Source organism: Methylobacterium bullatum, from assembly GCF_014845095.1.
Lineage (GTDB): Bacteria > Pseudomonadota > Alphaproteobacteria > Rhizobiales > Beijerinckiaceae > Methylobacterium > Methylobacterium bullatum.
The window spans coordinates 58918-76546 of record NZ_NKUG01000054.1; the positions used below are offsets into that span (position 1 = coordinate 58918).

At 67.5% G+C, this 17629-nt stretch carries 15 protein-coding genes; 13 read left to right on the plus strand and 2 right to left on the minus strand.

The features are described 5' to 3' along the window. The first annotated feature begins 53 nt into the window (after window positions 1-53). The 13 genes from MBTS_RS08495 to MBTS_RS08555 all read left to right on the plus strand — a co-directional run bounded on the left by MBTS_RS08495 (window position 54) and on the right by MBTS_RS08555 (window position 15837). A complete protein-coding gene (locus MBTS_RS08495; protein ID WP_192215409.1) occupies window positions 54-1352 on the plus strand; it encodes a L,D-transpeptidase family protein in 1299 nt (432 codons plus the stop codon). 71 nt (window positions 1353-1423) lie between these two features. Continuing rightward, entirely contained in the window at window positions 1424-1972 is a 549-nt protein-coding gene (locus MBTS_RS08500) for a thiol-disulfide oxidoreductase DCC family protein (protein ID WP_308444983.1), read from the plus strand. 311 nt (window positions 1973-2283) lie between these two features. Further along, window positions 2284-3588 (plus strand): serine hydroxymethyltransferase, encoded by a 1305-nt coding sequence (glyA, locus tag MBTS_RS08505; RefSeq protein ID WP_018044703.1) that lies wholly within the window; start codon window positions 2284-2286, stop codon window positions 3586-3588. Between the two features lie 110 nt (window positions 3589-3698). Next, the gene (gene nrdR, locus MBTS_RS08510; protein WP_192215410.1) at window positions 3699-4274 is read left to right on the plus strand and encodes a transcriptional regulator NrdR; all 576 of its coding nucleotides are present in this window, start codon (window positions 3699-3701) and stop codon (window positions 4272-4274) included. A 38-nt stretch (window positions 4275-4312) separates the two neighbouring features. Further along, window positions 4313-5401, plus strand: a complete 1089-nt coding sequence (gene ribD, locus MBTS_RS08515; RefSeq protein WP_192215411.1) for a bifunctional diaminohydroxyphosphoribosylaminopyrimidine deaminase/5-amino-6-(5-phosphoribosylamino)uracil reductase RibD — start codon at window positions 4313-4315, stop codon at window positions 5399-5401. Then, window positions 5402-6037 carry a riboflavin synthase gene (locus MBTS_RS08520; RefSeq protein WP_192215412.1) on the plus strand — a complete coding sequence of 212 codons (636 nt, stop codon included), beginning with the start codon at window positions 5402-5404 and terminating at the stop codon, window positions 6035-6037. It begins immediately after the preceding gene. A gap of 209 nt (window positions 6038-6246) precedes the next feature. Beyond that, a complete protein-coding gene (ribH, locus tag MBTS_RS08525) occupies window positions 6247-6756 on the plus strand; it encodes a 6,7-dimethyl-8-ribityllumazine synthase (RefSeq protein WP_026176085.1) in 510 nt (169 codons plus the stop codon). A gap of 7 nt (window positions 6757-6763) precedes the next feature. Then, window positions 6764-7243, plus strand: coding sequence for a transcription antitermination factor NusB (gene nusB, locus MBTS_RS08530; protein WP_056145721.1), 480 nt, complete (start codon window positions 6764-6766; stop codon window positions 7241-7243). Beyond that, the gene (thiL, locus tag MBTS_RS08535; protein WP_192215413.1) at window positions 7240-8247 is read left to right on the plus strand and encodes a thiamine-phosphate kinase; all 1008 of its coding nucleotides are present in this window, start codon (window positions 7240-7242) and stop codon (window positions 8245-8247) included. Before nusB ends, thiL begins: the two co-directional genes overlap by 4 nt. A 177-nt stretch (window positions 8248-8424) precedes the next feature. Further along, entirely contained in the window at window positions 8425-9435 is a 1011-nt protein-coding gene (locus MBTS_RS08540; RefSeq protein WP_018044695.1) for an AAA family ATPase, read from the plus strand. A 4-nt stretch (window positions 9436-9439) separates the two neighbouring features. Continuing rightward, window positions 9440-10354: a DUF58 domain-containing protein gene (locus MBTS_RS08545; RefSeq protein ID WP_056145727.1), complete on the plus strand. Its 915-nt coding sequence runs from the start codon at window positions 9440-9442 to the stop codon at window positions 10352-10354. Window positions 10355-10364: 10 nt separating this feature from the next. After that, entirely contained in the window at window positions 10365-13190 is a 2826-nt protein-coding gene (locus MBTS_RS08550; RefSeq protein WP_192215414.1) for a DUF4159 domain-containing protein, read from the plus strand. 562 nt (window positions 13191-13752) lie between these two features. Then, window positions 13753-15837 (plus strand): hypothetical protein, encoded by a 2085-nt coding sequence (locus MBTS_RS08555; protein ID WP_192215415.1) that lies wholly within the window; start codon window positions 13753-13755, stop codon window positions 15835-15837. Between the two features lie 149 nt (window positions 15838-15986). Here MBTS_RS08555 and MBTS_RS08560 read toward each other — a convergent pair whose 3' ends face one another. Then, window positions 15987-16517, minus strand: a complete 531-nt coding sequence (locus MBTS_RS08560) for a GNAT family N-acetyltransferase (protein WP_147830041.1) — start codon at window positions 16515-16517, stop codon at window positions 15987-15989. Further along, window positions 16514-17620, minus strand: coding sequence for a microcin C ABC transporter permease YejB (locus MBTS_RS08565; protein WP_056145738.1), 1107 nt, complete (start codon window positions 17618-17620; stop codon window positions 16514-16516). The genes MBTS_RS08560 and MBTS_RS08565 overlap by 4 nt, the downstream gene beginning before the upstream one ends. Window positions 17621-17629: the final 9 nt, after the last annotated feature.

Sequence of the window (17629 nt, forward strand, 5' to 3'; positions counted from 1 at the left end):
CATGCCCCGACGGCCTCGTGCCGCTTCACAGGTCAGATCAGAGTTTCCGTCCGATGCTGAAACAGGCTTACCCCATCCGCTCATTGGGTCTCGTACTCCTTGCCGGTGTCGCCGCCTTCGCCCAAACCGCCTCGGCACGGGAGCAGGCCGGTTTCGCCCAGGCCGAGTGGGCGCAGGATTACGCTGCACCCTCGGCTATGCAGGTGCAGCGTTCCTCGACGCCGATCCTGTCGCCGCAGACGATTGCGGCCACCGAACAGATGGTCGAGCGCTACAAGGACATCGTGGCGCGCGGCGGCTGGAGACCGGTCTCCGGCGCCGACCGGCTACGCATCGGCAGCAAGGGACCGACAGTGGCGGCTCTGCGCCAACGTCTCACGGTGACGGGAGACCTCGACTCCGCCTCCGGCGGATCGAACGTGTACGATTCCTATGTGGCAGCCGGCGTGAAGCGGTTCCAGGCCCGACATGGCTTGAGCCAGACCGGCTCCATGAGCCCGGCCACCCAGCAGGCCATGAACGTGTCGGCCGACATTCGCCTGAAGCAGCTCGAGGTGAATGCCGTCCGCCTGCGCTCGTATTCGGGCAATCTCGGCAACCGCTTCGTCATCACGAACATTCCCGCCGCCCTGGTCCAGACGGTGGAGAACGGCCAGGTCGTGACCCTGCACGCCGCCGGTGTCGGCAAGATCGATCGTCAATCGCCGATCATGAACACCAAGGCGACGCAGATCAATTTCAACCCCTTCTGGACGGTTCCGGCTTCCATCGTGAAGAAGGACCTCATCCCCAAGATGCAGAAGGACCCGAACTACCTCACCGAGAACAAGATCCGCATCTTCACCGGTGAGACCGAGATCTCGCCGGCCTCGGTGAACTGGAATTCGGACGAGGGCACGCGCTACCGCTATCGTCAGGATTCGGGCGCCGACTTCAACTCGATGGGGATCGTGCGCATCAACATCCCGAACCCCCACGGCGTGTTCATGCACGATACGAACTCCAAGGGCGTGTACGGCGACGACTTTCGCTTCATTTCCTCGGGCTGCGTCCGCGTTCAGAACGTGCGCGAGTACATCACCTGGCTGCTCAAGGACACGCCCGGCTGGGGCCGCGACCAGGTCGAGCAGGCCATCGAGAGCGGCAAGCGCGTCGACGCAACCCTCAGCACCCCCGTGCCGGTTTACTGGACCTACATCACCGCCTGGGCGACCCCGGACGGCTCGGTGCAGTTCCGCGACGATATCTATAAGCGCGACGGTGTGAACGTTCCTTCGACCCTCTCGGCCCCGACCCCTGTGGCCAGCGCCGAGCAGGTGCCGAGCTTCGAGCCGGGCGACGAGGAAAACTGATTTCTCGGCGCGACAATCGCAGCCTGAATATGGGCGAGATCCGGCACCGGGTCTCGCCCGAGTCGTTGTGGATGGAGCAAACCGATCATCCGAGCTTTGCGAGGCGTTCTTCGGCTCCTGCCGCGTACAGCGTGATTTCGGCCGCCACAAGGATGGCGCGGATGCCGTCGAAACGAGATCCCTTCAGCTACAGAACCGACCCGGCCGTCCCATCATTCGCGGATGACCGTCCGATCATTATTTTCGACGGGCATTGTGCGCTCTGCGTCGGCTGGATCCGGTTCGTCATGCAGCGTGATCACGCCAAACGATTCCGGTTCCTGTCGGCGCAGTCGGCACTGGGACGGGCGCTCTACGCACATTACGGCCTCGATACGGATCGATTGGAGACGAACATCCTGCTGGGCGAAGGGCGGGCTTGGTTCAAGCTGGAGGGATCGATACGGATTGCCAGCAGTCTCGGCTTCCCCTGGTCCTTGGCTGCGACGCTGCGGCTCATTCCGACGCGTGGGCAGACGGCATTGTACGATCTCATAGCCAACAGCCGCTTCGTGCTATTCGGGCGGAAAGACGTCTGTCATAGGCCTGCCCCTACCGACGCGGATCGCTTCCTGGCCTGAATGACCGGCACTGGCTCGGCCAGCGCCCAATCCCCCCTTGCTAGGAGCCGGCGCGGTTGCTTCCACACTCGACACTTAATCTGCGACCCAAAGCTGCAGGCCGCGACGTGGCAGACCCTGCAACGCCTTGTGCCCCCTGGCATTCACCACCGTGAATACCGAATGCACCGAAATTTTTTTGGCCGAGACTACAAATTAGCTGTGCTTGGCCTCTCTCGCTGGCCCGTGTAGTAAATTGCACATCGAGCGTCCGCCTGCTTAACGCCAGCGGATAACGGACGCCTTCGCCCGTTCAACAATCGAGGCTTTCCATGAGCGCCGGTACCGCTGCCGACAAGCACTTCTCGAATTCCTTTTTCAATGCGTCCCTGGCCGACGCCGATCCGGAAGTGGCCAAGGCCGTCAGCCAGGAACTCGGTCGGCAGCAGCATGAGATCGAGCTGATCGCCTCCGAGAATATCGTCTCGAGGGCGGTGCTGGAGGCCCAGGGGTCGGTCCTCACCAACAAGTACGCGGAAGGCTATCCCGGCCGTCGCTACTATGGTGGCTGTCAGTTCGTCGACATCGCCGAGAACCTCGCCATCGAGCGCGCCAAGCGCCTGTTCGATTGTGGCTTCGCCAATGTGCAGCCGAATTCGGGCAGCCAGGCGAACCAGGGCGTGTTCATGGCCCTCATGCAGCCGGGCGATACCTTCCTCGGCCTCGATCTCGCCGCCGGCGGCCACCTCACCCACGGCGCGCCCCCGAACGTCTCGGGCAAGTGGTTCAAGCCGGTCTCCTACACCGTGCGCCGCGACGACCAGCGCATCGACATGGAGCAGGTCGAGGCCCTCGCACACGAACACAAGCCCAAGGTGATCATCGCCGGCGGCTCGGGCTATCCGCGCCATTGGGACTTCGCCAAGTTCCGTGAGATCGCCGATGCCGTCGGCGCATACTTCTTCGTCGACATGGCCCATTTCGCAGGCCTCGTGGCAGCCGGCGTCCACCCGTCGCCGTTCCCGCACGCGCATGTGGCCACCACCACCACTCACAAGACTCTGCGTGGCCCGCGCGGTGGTATGATCCTGACGAACGACGAGGCGCTCGCCAAGAAGTTCAACTCGGCGATCTTCCCCGGCCTCCAGGGCGGTCCGCTCATGCACGTCATCGCCGGCAAGGCCGTTGCCTTCGGCGAGGCGCTCAAGCCCGAGTTCAAGATCTACGCCAAGCAAGTCATCGAGAACGCCAAGGCCCTCGCCGACACCCTGATCACGGGTGGCTACGACATCACGTCGGGCGGAACCGACAACCACCTGATGCTCGTCGACCTGCAGAAGAAGGGTCTGACGGGCAAGGCGGCGGAGGCGGCCCTCAGCCGCGCCGACATCACCTGCAACAAGAACGGCGTTCCGTTCGATCCGCAGAAGCCCACCATCACCTCGGGCATCCGCCTCGGCACCCCGGCCGGCACCTCGCGCGGCTTCGGCGTCGCCGAATTCAAGCAGATCGGCGGCTTCATCGTGGAAGTACTCGACGGTCTGGTGGCCAAGGGCGATGCCGGCGATCCGGCCATCGAGGCCGCGGTCAAGGACAAGGTCCACGCCCTGACCCACCGTTTCCCAATCTACGGCTGAGACGTTCGACGGCGGGTGCACCCGCCGTCACCGACATGATAGAGACGGCCGCGGATTCCCATATCCGCGGCCGTTCTCGTTTTCTCACCAACCATGCAGGTATCCGCCCCATGCGGTGTCCCTATTGCGGCGGGCCCGACACCCAGGTGAAGGATTCGCGACCCAGCGACGATTCTGCTGCGATCCGACGCCGTCGGGTCTGCCCGGATTGCGGAGGCCGCTTCACGACCTTCGAGCGCGTGCAGTTGCGCGAACTCACCGTGCTCAAGCGCTCGGGTAAGCGCGTCCCGTTCGATCGTGACAAGCTGCAGCGCTCCATCGGTGTGGCCCTGCGGAAGCGCCCTGTAGATCCGGAGCGGATCGAGCGACTGGTCAGCGGCATCACCCGGCAGTTGGAAAGCGGCGGCGAGGCCGAAATCGCCAGCGAGGCGATCGGCGAACTGGTGATGGAGGGGCTCAAGGGTCTCGACGACGTGGCCTATGTCCGGTTCGCCTCGGTCTACAAAAATTTCCGCGAGGCCAGTGACTTCAAGGCGTTGCTCGGCACCCTGGGGGAGACCTCCGGCATTGAACCGCTTCAAGAGGAAGAGGCGAGCGATGAAGCCCCTCTCGGTGAGGTTCTGCCGCCCAGCGCAAGTCCGCCGGCCAAACATCCGTCGAAGCGCGGAACGCGGGTGCGGTTATGAATGTACCAGAGGCGAACACTCACCCAGATCGTCGCTTCATGCGCCTCGCCCTGGCGATCGGCAGGCGAAATCTCGGGCGGACCTGGCCCAATCCGTCAGTCGGTGCGGTTGTGGTCGCAGGAGAGACGGGCAGAGAGCGCGTGATCGCACAGGGCGTGACGGCTCCAGGGGGGCGCCCCCATGCCGAGCCTCTCGTTCTCGCCATGGCCGGCGAGGGCGCGCGCGGGGCAACGCTTTACGTCACGCTCGAACCCTGCTCACATCATGGAGCCACCCCTCCTTGCGTCGACGCCATCATCGCGTCGGGGATCACCCGCGTCGTCACGGCGATAGAGGATCCGGATTCCCGAGTGGCGGGCAGGGGCCATGCGCGACTCGCCCAGGCGGGTATCGCCGTGACGCAGAATGTGCTGCGGGACGAGGCCGCGAGAGATCATCGCGGCCATTTCACCCGCGTCACGAAAGGGCGCCCTAGCCTGCATCTCAAGCTCGCACGCACCCAGGACGGCTTCGCGTCCGGTGCGCCGGACGAGCGCCTGCGCATCACCGGTCCCATCGCCGATGGCATGGTCCATCTGTGGCGCGCCCATGCCGACGCGATCCTGGTCGGGATTGGGACGGCACGAGCGGACGATCCGTCACTGACGGTGCGACTGCCCGGCCTGTCGCAACGATCGCCGCTGCGCATTGTCCTCGATTCGACGCTGCGTCTGTCGCCGACCTCGCACCTCGTGCGTAGTGCGCGCGACATCCCGACTCTGGTGATGACGACACGGTCGGCCCCGATTCATGCCAAGCGGATGCTTGCATCCTTCGGCGTCGAGACGATCCAGGTGACAGCGTGCTCGAGTGGCCGGATCGACCTGTCTGCCGCTCTCGCACGTCTGGCAGAGCACGGGCTGACTCGAATCTGTTGCGAAGGCGGTCCGCATCTTGCCGATTCCCTGGCAGCTGCCGATCTGGTCGACGTCTGCACCCTCGTCACCGGCCCGCGCGCTATCGGTGGAGGGGGCCTGCCGGCCGTTGGTGAGGCGTTGAAGGCCCGCCTGCTCGAGCCCAGCTTCAACGTCACCGAAACTCGCGCGTTCGGGCCGGACCAGTCTGTCACCTACGAACGGAGCGTCTAGATGTTCACCGGCCTCGTCAGCGATGTAGGAACAGTCCTCAGCGTCGAGGGGGATGAGCGTCTGCGCCGCATTCGCATCCGATCCTCGTACGATCCGGCGACCCTGGCTCTCGGTGCGTCAATCGCATGTTCCGGCCCCTGCCTCACCGTGGTGGCGATCGAGCCAGCCCCCCAGGGTTGTATCTTTTCTGTCGATGCAGCTGCCGAAACTCTCGCGCGGACCACCGTCGTTGGCTGGGCTGAGGGCGCGCGGCTCAACCTCGAACGTTCGCTGAAGATTGGCGATGAGCTCGGCGGCCATCTTGTCACCGGGCATGTGGACGGAGTGGCAGAGATCGTCGCCCGCGAGAGCGTGACCGGTGGCACCGGCGATCCGCAATGGTCGCCGAGCGACCGTTTTCTCCTGCGCGGACCGTCGTCCGTGTCGCGCTTCATCGCGGAGAAGGGGTCGGTCTGCCTCGACGGCACGTCGCTGACCGTCAATTCCATCGATGGCGACCATTTTTCGGTCCTTCTCATCCCCCACACCCTGGAGGTGACGACCTGGGGTGAGCGCCGAATCGGCGACCGGCTGAATCTCGAGGTCGACCTCATCGCCCGCTACGCGGCCCGGCTGTTCGAGAAGCGTGCCTCATGATGCGCTATCTTGTGATACCGCACCCTTCGGTCTATCGCTCGCCGAGCGACCGCCAAGTCGCCGACCTACGTTCCTGACGCAGTCGGTCGCAAGATTTCGAACCGGGCCAACCCGGTCGTACTGGGTGGTGACGCCAACGATCTGCGCTCGAGGCTCACTCGTCACGTCGGTGCCGATGTCGCCCTCCGCCACTACAGACAAGGCCCACGATGGTTTCGCCTTCACCAGCCGCTCGCCCGGCCCCCCCCACGAACGTAAAGGGCGCGCGTGTCCTTGTGGTGGAAGCGCGCTACTACGACGACATATCCGATGAACTCCTCGCTGGCGCGCAGGGTGCGCTCGACGCGGCGGAAGCGGAGGGTGTCGTCGTAACAGTGCCGGGTGCTCTCGAGATTCCCGCAGCCATAGCGATCCTGGTGGAGGAGGCAGCTCGCGCGGGGCAGCCCTACGACGCCGCCGTCGCCCTTGGCTGCGTCATTCGTGGTGAAACCGGCCATTACGACATCGTGGCAACCGAGAGCGCGCGAGCACTCATGGATTTGTCGGTGATCGGGCGACTGCCCCTCGGAAACGGCATTCTGACGGTGGAAACGATGGAGCAGGCACTCGCTCGCGCTCGCGTTTCCGACCTGAACAAGGGTGCGGGCGCGGCGGATGCGGCCTTGGCCGTGCTGGCGCTGAAACGCGCTGCAGCCGCCGCACCCGTGGGAGAGGATTGAGAAGCCCATGGCCAAGACGATCGAGCGCAGCGGCGCACGCCTCACCGTTGTGCAGGCCCTCTACGAGATGGAAATTTCCGATAAGGGCGTCATCGAAGCGCTCGCCGAGTTCGAAGCCTATTGGATCGGCCGTGACATCGATGGCATCGAGCAGCCGCCCGCGGAGATCGCTTTCTTCCGCGACCTCCTGCGTGGCGTCGTCGAGGAGCAGCGCGCCATTGATCCTCAGCTGGACAAAGCCCTGTCCAGCGGCTGGCCTCTGAAGCGTATCGAGGCGGTCTTGCGCGCCATCCTCCGTGCTGGCGCCTACGAAATCATGTTCCGCAAGGACGTGCCGGCACGTGCCGCGATCTCGGAATATGTCGATGTGGCTCACAGCTTCTATGCCGGCGACGAGCCCGGCATGGTCAATGCCGTCCTCGACAAGGTCGCCCGCGAGGTTCGTGGATCGGAATTCGCCGGGCTTCCCGGTTCCGGGCGCGCTTGAAGACAAATCCCCCCGCCTCCCGCCCCACGGAGGACGGGCTGATCGCGCGCTACTTCGCGCCTTTGGCGGGGCATGGCGCGGACGGATTGCGCGACGACGCCGCCACCCTGGCGCCGAGTCCCGGCTGCGATCTCGTCCTGACCGCCGACGCGATCGTCGAGGGCGTCCACTATCTGCCCGATGATCCCCCTGCCTCGATCGCACGCAAGGTGCTCGGGGTGAACCTGTCCGACATCGCGGCGAAGGGCGCGACGCCGCGCGGGTTCCTCCTGACCCTCGCCTTGCCCGACGATTGGACCGAAGACTGGCTCGCCGGCTTCGCCACTGGCCTGAGCGAGGCGGCAATGGCGTTCGGCTGCCCACTCCTCGGCGGCGATACCGTCCGCTCGGCTGGTCCCGCCCTCATCGGGGTCACTGCCATCGGCGAGGTATCGCACGGCGGTATGGTCCGGCGGATGACGGCCGAGATCGGCGACATCCTCTGCGTCAGTGGCACGATCGGTGATGCGGCGCTTGGCTTGCGGCTTCTCGACGGCTCCATGCCGAAATGGGGCGAGCACCTCGGATCGGCAGCGCGCGGCGTTCTCATCGACCGCTACCGCCATCCCAGCCCGCGTATTTCCCTCGCGCGGAGCTTACGCCGCCATGTGCGTGCTGCGATGGACGTGTCGGACGGACTCGCCGGCGATCTGACGAAGATGCTGGCGGGTGGTGGCCGCAGCGCCGAGATCATCCTCTCGAACGTACCGCTGTCCGATTCCGCACGGGAAGCGCTCGCTCTCGACCCTGGGCTCATCCACACCATCGTCACCGGTGGCGACGATTACGAGATCCTCTGCGCCGTGGCACCGAACCAAGTCGACGCCTTCATCGACGAGAGCCTTGCCGTCGGCATCCCGCTCGCACGGATAGGGACTGTGGTGGCCGGCGATCGGGCGCCCGTTTTCCGTCGGCCGGACGGCAGCGAACACGCCTTCACCACGCGGTCGTTCAGCCACTTCTGATCGCTCGGAGCCTGGCGGAAAGAGCGCCAATATCTGGCAAAACGCCTGCGTCGTCGCGTCGACCTTGCCAGCGTCCGGAAAAGAACGCCACACTCCGTCCCAAAGTGGCCGTCAGGCTACAAGTCCGCGCTGCTTTAATCCGGTCCGCCGGCGAAGTGGCAAACCGGGATCGAACGCATGACTTCAGGCTCCACACCGGCCCCGGCCACCTCCCTCGACGACGGCATCGTTGCCACCGCGGAGGCGTGTCTCGGCCAAGTGGGGCAGGCGCGAGACGCCATTCACAAGGTCATCTTCGGCCAGGAGAAGGTCGTCGACCTCGCCCTCATCACCATCCTGGCCGGCGGCCACGGTCTCCTCGTCGGCCTTCCGGGCCTCGCCAAGACCAAGCTGGTGGAGACACTCGGCACCGTGCTCGGGCTCGACGCCCGCCGCGTGCAGTTCACCCCCGACCTAATGCCCTCCGACATCCTCGGCACCGAGATCCTCGACGAGGACCAGGACCGCCGCCGCTCGTTCCGCTTCGTGCGCGGCCCGGTCTTCACGCAATTGCTGATGGCGGACGAGATCAACCGGGCCAGCCCGCGCACCCAATCCGCTCTGCTGCAGGCGATGCAGGAGAATTTCGTCTCCGTGGCGGGCGAGCGGCACGACCTGCCGCGCCCGTTCCACGTGCTGGCGACGCAGAACCCGATCGAGCAGGAGGGCACTTACCCGCTCCCGGAGGCGCAGCTCGACCGTTTCCTGCTCGAGATCGACGTCGGCTATCCCGACCGCGCCGCAGAGCGCCGGATCCTCATCGAGACCACGGGCGTCGGCGACCACACCCCACAGGCGGTGATGTCCACGGAGGCGCTTCTCACGGCGCAGCGCCTCGTGCGCCGTCTGCCGGTGGGCGATGCGGTGGTGGATGCGATCCTCGATCTCGTCCGCTCCGCGCGGCCGGAAGGAGGGGACCCTTCCCTGAAGGGCAAGCTCCTGTGGGGGCCTGGCCCCCGCGCGAGTCAGGCGCTGACGCTGGCGGTGCGGGCCCGGGCCTTGATCGAAGGCCGCGTCGCCCCCTCGGTGGCCGATGTGAAGGCGCTGGCCGAGCCCGTGCTCAAGCACCGCATGGCCTTGAGCTTCGCGGCGCGCGCCGACGGTGAGACCGTGCCGGGGATCATCGCCCAGCTGGCCGCGAAGCTTTAACGGTATGATCGCCACCCGGGTTCTCGACGCGGCCCAGCGCGCTCCTGGGCGACACGAGACCGAAGGCGCGCTCTCTCTCGCCGAGCGGATGCCGCGTCTGATCCTCGAATCGCGCCGTGTCTCCTCGACGCTCGCGCATGGTCTGCATGGCAGGCGGCGGGCGGGGCAGGGGGAGAGCTTCTGGCAGTTCCGGCCCTTCGTGGCGGGCGAAGCGGCGGCGCGGGTGGATTGGCGCCGCTCCGCCCGCGACGATAAGTTGTACGTGCGCGAGCGCGAATGGGAGGCGACCCACAACATCTGGTTCTGGATCGACCGTTCCGCCTCCATGGGATTCGCGTCGAGCCTCGGGCAGGGGCCGAAGGTCGAGCGCGCCCTCGTGCTCGGCCTCGCAGTCGCCGATGCCCTGGTCGAGGGGGGCGAGCGGGCGGGGCTTCTGGGTCTCACCAGGGCCACGGCCTCACGCCGCATCGTCGAGACCATGGCGCAGGCTCTGGTGGCCGACAAAGCCGGTCTTGAGCAGGACATGCCGCCGCGCGCCACGCCGGGCCGCTTCGACGAGGCGATCCTCGTCAGCGATTTTCTCTCGCCGCTGGAACAGCTTAGAGAAGCGGTGGGCTCGCTGGCGGGCTCCGGTACGAGAGGTCATCTCGTCATGGTGGTCGACCCGGTGGAGGAGAGCTTTCCCTTTGCCGGGCAGGCGGTGCTGCACGATCCTGAGACCAAGATGAGCCTCGATATCGGCGACGCGGCGTCGTGGGGGGCGGCCTATCGCACCCGAATCGCCGCGCATCGGGACGGTCTCGCCGAGATCGCCCGCGCCCAGGGCTGGACTCTGACGATCCATCGCACCGACCGGCCGGCGAGCGAGGCGGCCCTGCGTCTCCTCACGCTGGTCGCCGCCGCGCGCGGGACGGGGTGAGGAGCAGCACATGTTCGGATTGCCCCTGACCTTCGCCGCGCCGCTGGCGCTCGCGGCGCTTATCGCATTGCCGGCATTGTGGTATTTGCTCCGGGTGACGCCGCCCCGGCCGCAGCGGATCGAGTTTCCCCCCCTGCGGATCATGGCCGACCTGCTGGCCAAGCGCGAGACGCCGGCGCGGACCCCGCCATGGCTGCTAATCCTCCGAATGATCGCCGCGGCTTGCCTGATCCTTGCCGTGTCGGGGCCGGTCTGGAACCCATCGGGTACCGGCGCGACCTCCGGGCGGACGCCGCTCATCGTCATGATCGATAACGGGTTTTCCGCCGCGCATGACTGGCGCGAGCGCATGCGCGCCGCCACCGACGAGGTCGAGGCCGCCTCACGGGACGGTCGCCCCGTGGCCGTGGTCGCCCTAGCCGACGCCCCGGCGGCGTTGGAAGCGAAGACGCCCGCCGCCGCCCTTGACCGGCTCCGGGCCGTCGCGCCGCGCTCCCATCTACCGCAACGCGACGTCCATTTGACCGCCATCGGAGCCTTCCTCGACCGCCATCCGGCCGTCGCTGTGGTCTGGATCACCGATGGCGTTGCGGGTGTCGCATCCGACGCGTTCGGCAAGGGTTTGTCCGATGCGTTGAACAAAGCCGGCGCCCGTCTCACCATCCTGCGCGCCGACCGGCCACCGGCTCTGGCCCTCACCGCGGCCGAGAGCGGCGGCAAGCTCAGCGCCCATGTGCTGCGCGCTTCGGCCAATGGCCGCGATGCCGGCTTGGTCCGCGCCCTCGACCAGAAGGGCCTGCCCCTGGCCGAGCACGATTTCCGCTTCGCCGACGGGGCCACCGAAACCGAGGTCACGTTCGAGCTCCCCGTAGAGCTCCGCAACGGCATCAGCCGGCTGGAGATCGCTGCCGAGCGCTCGGCCGGCGCGGTGACGCTGATGGACGAGCGCGGCAAGCGCCGCCGCGTCGGCCTGGTCTTCGGCGGCACCAACGATCAGGCCCAGCCGCTCCTGGCCCCGACCTACTATCTCTCCCGCGCGCTCACCCCCTTCGCCGACGTCCAGGAGGCACGCGGGGCCAAGGGGGTGGCCGAATCCGTCGGGCAGCTCCTCGACAATCAGGTCTCGGTGCTGGTCCTTGCCGATGTGGGCGCCCTCGACGAGGCGACCATGCGCCGGGTGGCGAGTTTCGTGAACGAGGGCGGCCTGCTGCTGCGCTTCGCCGGGCCGCGCTTGGCGGCCGGCAACGACACCCTGGTCCCCGTGCGCCTGCGCCGGGGCGGCAGGACCCTGGGCGGCACCCTGTCCTGGGACAGCCCCAGGACGCTCGCGACCTTTGCCCCGGAGAGTCCGTTTGCCGGGCTGGTGCCACCGGCGGATATCGGCGTGCGCCGCCAGATCCTAGCCGAGCCGGATGGCGACCTGCCGGGGCGGACCTGGGCCTCGCTGCAGGACGGCACGCCCATCGTCACCGCCGAGAAGCGTGGCAAGGGGCAGATCGTGCTGTTCCACGTCACCGCAGACACGACCTGGTCGAACCTGCCGCTCTCCGGCCTGTTCATCGACATGCTGCGCCGCGTGGTCGCCCTGTCGGGCAGTGCGTCTCCGAATGGAGGGGAGGGGTCGACCCGGCCCGCCGCCGCCGTCCTGGCGCCCCGCCTCACTCTCGACGGGTTCGGGGCGCTGGGCAGCCCGCCTGCCGGTGCCACGGCGGTGCCGGACGATTACGGCGAGCGCTCCAGCCTCGAACACCCGGCCGGCTTCTATGGCCCGGCCGATGGCGGAGTCGCGGTGAACGCGCTCCGGCCCGACGACCGCCTGAAACCCCTCGACCTGTCGGCCTTCACCGACGCCCGCACCGGTTCGCTCACCGGCGGAGACACCCTCGACTTGCGCGCCACGCTGTTTACCGTGGCGCTGATGCTGCTGATCCTCGACACCCTCGCCGGCCTCTGGCTCGGCGGCCTCTTCAACCGCTCGCGCGGGGGGCGGCTCGGACGCTTCGCCGGACGGGCGGCGGCGGTGCTCATCGTGGTCGGCATCGGCATCATGGGTGCGCCGCGCGGCGCGCATGCTCAGGAGGGCGCGCGGCCGAACACCTTCGACTCCGCCCTCGCCACCCGTCTGGCCTACGTCGTCACCGGCGACGAGGCGACGGATACGGCCAGCCGCGCCGGGCTCAACGGTCTGACCCAAATGCTGGCCAGCCGGACCGCCCTGGAGCCGGGCGACCCGATCGGCATCGATCCGGGCAAGGACGAACTCGCCTTCTATCCGATCATCTACTGGCCCATCGTCGCCAGCCGCCCCCAGCCGAGCGAAGCCGCGATCCGCCGGATCGACGCCTTCATGCGCAACGGCGGGACGGTCCTGTTCGACACCCGCGACGCGCTCACGGCGCGGCCGGGCGGCCCCCCGACACCGGAGGGGGCCTACCTGCGCAAGATGCTCTCCACCCTGGAAGTCCCGGAACTGGAGCCGGTTCCTACCGACCACGTGCTCACCAAGGCCTTCTACCTCGTGGACAATTTCCCCGGCCGCTACGCCACCGGCCAGACCTGGGTCGAGACCCTGCCGCCCGCCGGAGACGGGGCCGAACGCCGCCCCGCGCGGGCCGGGGACGGCGTCTCCCCCATCGTCATCACGGGCAACGACCTCGCCGCTGCCTGGGCGGTGGGCAAGCGCGGCGAGGCGCTCTACCCCATCGTCGGCGGTGACCAGCGCCAGCGCGAGATGTCGTTCCGCGGCGGCATCAACCTCGTCATCTACACGCTGACCGGCAACTACAAGGCGGATCAGGTCCACGTCCCGGCCCTGCTGGAGCGGTTGGGACAGTGATGGCCTTTCAGACGGCGTATCGGGTCGGGCTCGTCCCTCCCCCCTCTGCGGGGGAGGGTGGTCGCGGAGGTCATAGAATACGCGGGTTCCCTCTCCTGGAAGGAGAGGGACAGGGTGAGGTGTGTGACCTTTTCGGAGAGACCTCTCACCTCACCCCAACCCGCTCCTTCCAGGAGAGGGGGCCTGTTGCGCTTTTCATCAACGCCTCGGCAGACCAGTTCCGTGGTCGCTTCCCTTCGCCCGTTGCGGACTGCGGTTCTCACGCAGATCGTGGGACGCACGAGTTCCCTCCCCAGGAAGGAAAGAGACAGTGTGAGGGGTATGACCTCTGCGAAGAGGGACCACACCTCACCCCAACCCGCCCCTTCCAAAAGACAATGAGCGATATCCGTCCCTCCGACCTCATCCTGAGGCGCCGGAGCGCAGCGGAGGCCTCGAAGGAGGCCTCCAATCCGCTCGGAAGGTACTGGAAGGCTCCTTCGAGGCCCGCTTTGCGGGCACCTCAGGATGAGGTGTTTGGGTTGGAGACCGTGGGAAGCCGAAACTCGGAGGCCGCTAGCCCATGCTGAGCCTCAGTTTCACCCCCCTCATCCCGTGGCCGGTCATTGCCGGGTTCGGCGTTCTGGTGGCGATCTTCGTCGTTCTCGCCTTCGTGGCGCGGGGGCGCACGGCGGTCCTGCGGGCGCTGGCCCTCGGGCTTGTGCTGCTGGCCATCGCCAACCCGTCCCTGGTGCGCGAGGATCGCGAGCCGGTGAAGGACATCGCGGCCATCGTCGTCGACCGGTCCGGGTCGCAAAGTCTCGGTGACCGCCCGGCCATGACCGATACGGTCCGGGCCGAATTGCAGCGGCGCTTCGGCTCGCTCACCAACATCGAGCCACGCTTCATCGACGTGCCCGACGCCAAGGACGGCGACGACGGCACCAAGCTGTTCACGGCCCTGTCCCAGGGCCTCGCCGACGTCCCGCCGGATCGGCTCGCCGGGGTGGTGATGCTGACGGACGGAGTGGTCCACGACATCCCGGCCAACGTCGCGGCGCTCGGCATCAAGGCGCCGCTCCATGTCCTCGTCACCGGACATCCCGACGAGCGCGACCGGCAGATCAAGCTGATCGAGGCGCCGCGATTCGGCATCGTCGGGCGCGATCTCACCATCCGCGCCGAGGTGATGGAGCGCGGCGGCACCGGCAGCGCCACCGTTACCGTGCGCCGCGACGGCGAGGAGATCGGACGCCGCACCTTCCCCACCGGCCAGCCCTTCTCGCTCACCACCAAGATCGAGCATGGCGGCCCCAACGTCGTGGAGATCGAGGTCGAGCCGCTGCCCGGCGAGTTGACCACGATCAACAACCGCGCCGTCCTGCCCATCGAGGGCATCCGCGAGAAGCTGCGCGTGCTCCTCGTCTCGGGCGAGCCCCACCAGGGTGAGCGGACCTGGCGCAACCTGCTGAAATCGGACGCCAACGTCGATCTCGTCCACTTCACCATCCTGCGCCCCCCGGAGAAGCAGGACGGCACGCCGATTTCCGAGCTGTCGCTCATCGCCTTCCCGACGCGCGAACTGTTCGTCCAGAAGATCAAGGATTTCGACCTCATCATCTTCGACCGCTACGCCAACCAGAGCGTGCTGCCTTCGGCCTATTTCGACAACATCGTCCGCTATGTCCGCGATGGCGGCGCGCTGCTCATCGCGGCGGGGCCGGAATTCGCCTCGTCGGCCAGCCTCGCCCGTACCCGGCTCTCCCAGATCCTGCCGGGCGAACCCAATGGCCGCGTGGTCGAGCAGCCCTACAAGGCGGCGCTGACGGGCACCGGCACCCGCCATCCCGTCACCCGCGCCCTGCCCGGATCGGAGGCCTCTCCCCCGGCCTGGGGCGACTGGCTGCGCATCGTCTCCGCCCAGACCAAGCCCGGCGTCCAGCCGATCCTGCAGGGGCCGAACGCCCTGCCGCTCCTCGCTCTCTCGCGGGAGGACAAGGGCCGTGTCGCCCTGCTCCTCTCCGACCATGCCTGGCTCTGGGCGCGGGGCTACCAGGAAGGCGGCCCCTATCTCGACCTGCTGCGCCGCCTCGGCCATTGGCTGATGAAGGAGCCGGCCCTGGAAGAGGAGGCCCTGCGGGCGCAGACGACGGGGCATGGCCGCGAAGTCCGCGTCGAGCGTCAGACCATGGCCGAGACCACCGACCCCGTCACCGTGAAGGGGCCGACCGGACCGGAGCGGACGCTGACTCTCACGGCCGGGGAGCCCGGCCTGTTCAGCACGACCTTCGAGGCCACGGAACTCGGGCTCCACACCCTGCGCTCCGGCTCGCTCATCGCCTTCGTCAGCGTCGGGCCGCCGAACCCGCGCGAGCTCACCGACGTGTTCAGCGATACCGAGCGTCTGAAGGCCCTGGCCGAAGGGACCGGCGGGTCGATCCGCCGCCTCGCCGATGCGGGCGGGAGCACCGTCGTGCCGCGCCTTCAGGCCGTGCGCAGTGGGCGTCTGGCCGGCGCCGACTGGATCGGCTTCCGCCCGAGCGACAGTGCCGTCATCCGCGGCGTCGAGGTCTACCCCCTGGCGCTGGGCCTATGGGCGCTGGTGGCGCTGGCCGGTGCGGTGCTGGCGATGTGGCTGGTGGAAGGCAGGCGCGGGCGGGCGGCGTGACGGGCGAACGGGTTTTTCTCACCGCAGGACGCGTCCCTCTCCCCCTTGTGAGGAGAGGTTAGGAGTGGGGGTGGTTGAGCGACCCTCATTCAGCTGAGGCTGGCGGAACCACCCCCACCTCCAACTCCTCCCCACAAGGGGGAGGAGGGTCAGCCTCGCGTCTCGCCGCCCAAGATTGCGAGCGAACGAACGGGTCTAACGGTCCCCGAAACCGTCTCCGAGGCGCCGGGACGGAGTTCGAGCCAGAGGAATCGCGCGGGATCCACCGGTCCCGGCGGCAGCACGCGGCCCGGCGGCACGGGCGTGAAGCCGAAGCGGCGGTAATAGGGCGCGTCACCCACCAGAACCACGACGCCGTGGCCGCCGGCCCGCGCGGCGTCGAGGCTCGCCCGCATCAGCGATCCGCCGATGCCGCGTTGTCCGAAGCTCGGATCCACCGTGAGCGGCCCCAGCACCAAAAGGGGGCCGCCCGCCTCAGCCGGAGCGACTCGGACCGAGCCGACGAGATAGGTGCCGACCAGCGCGGTGAAGCAGAGATCGCCCAGGGGCAGGGTGCCTTCGCGCAGGCGATAGGCGGTGCGGGCGAAGCGTCCCGGCCCGAAGGCGCGGGCATGGAGGCGCTCGATGGAATCGGCATCGCCCGGCCGCTCGGGCCGGATGACGAGGGGCAGGCTGGTCATGTGGCCCGGGCGGAGAAGTCGATGCGCGGATCGATCCAAGTGTAGATCAGGTCGGAGAGCAGGTTCACCGCGAGCCCCATCAGCGAGAAGATGTAGAGCGTGGCGAAGACGATGGGGTAATCGCGCCCGACGATGGCGGTGAAGGACAGGAGCCCGAGCCCGTCGAGGGAGAAGATCGTCTCGATAAGCAGGGAGCCGGCGAAAAAGGCCGAGATGAAGGCGCCGGGAAAGCCCGCCACCACGATCAGCATGGCGTTGCGGAAGACGTGGCCATAGAGCACCCGCCGCTCGGTGAGGCCCTTCATCCGCGCCGTCATCACGTATTGCTTGCGAATCTCGTCGAGGAACGAGTTCTTGGTGAGCAGGGTCGAGGTGGCGAAAGCGCCGAGCACCAGGGCGGTGAGCGGCAGCGTCATGTGCCAGGCGTAATCGACGATCTTGCCCCAGAGGGTGAAGGTCTCCCAGCCCTCGCTGGTGAGGCCGCGGATCGGGAAGACCTGCAGGAACGAGCCGCCGGCGAACAGGATGATGAGGGCGATGCCGAACAGGAAGCTCGGGATGGCATAGCCGACGATGACGATGCTGGAGGTCCACAGGTCGAAGCGCGAGCCGTCCTTCACCGCTTTCCGGATGCCCAGCGGAATCGAGATCGCGTAGGACAGCAGCGTCATCCACAGGCCGAGGGAGATCGAAACCGGCAGGCGCTCGCGGATCAGCTGCAGCACCGACACATCGCGAAAATAGCTCTTTCCGAAATCGAAGGTGGCGTAGTCCCACAGCATCTTTGCGAAGCGCTCGGGGGCCGGCTTGTCGAAGCCGAATTGCTGTTCGAGCTTTTTGATGAAGGCCGGGTCGAGCCCCTGCGCGCCGCGATAGCGCGAACTCGCCTCCGAGCCGCCGCCGGCCGAGCGCCCGCTGCCGCCGAGGTCGCCGGCGCCTCCCGTGACGCGGGACAGGCTGCCCTCGTTCTGGCCCTGCAACTGCGCCAGCACGCGCTCCACCGGCCCGCCGGGGGCGAACTGCACGATGACGAAGGTGATGAGCATGATCCCGAAGATCGTCGGGACCATGAGGGCGATGCGGCGCAGGATGTAGGCGAGCATGTCTGGTCC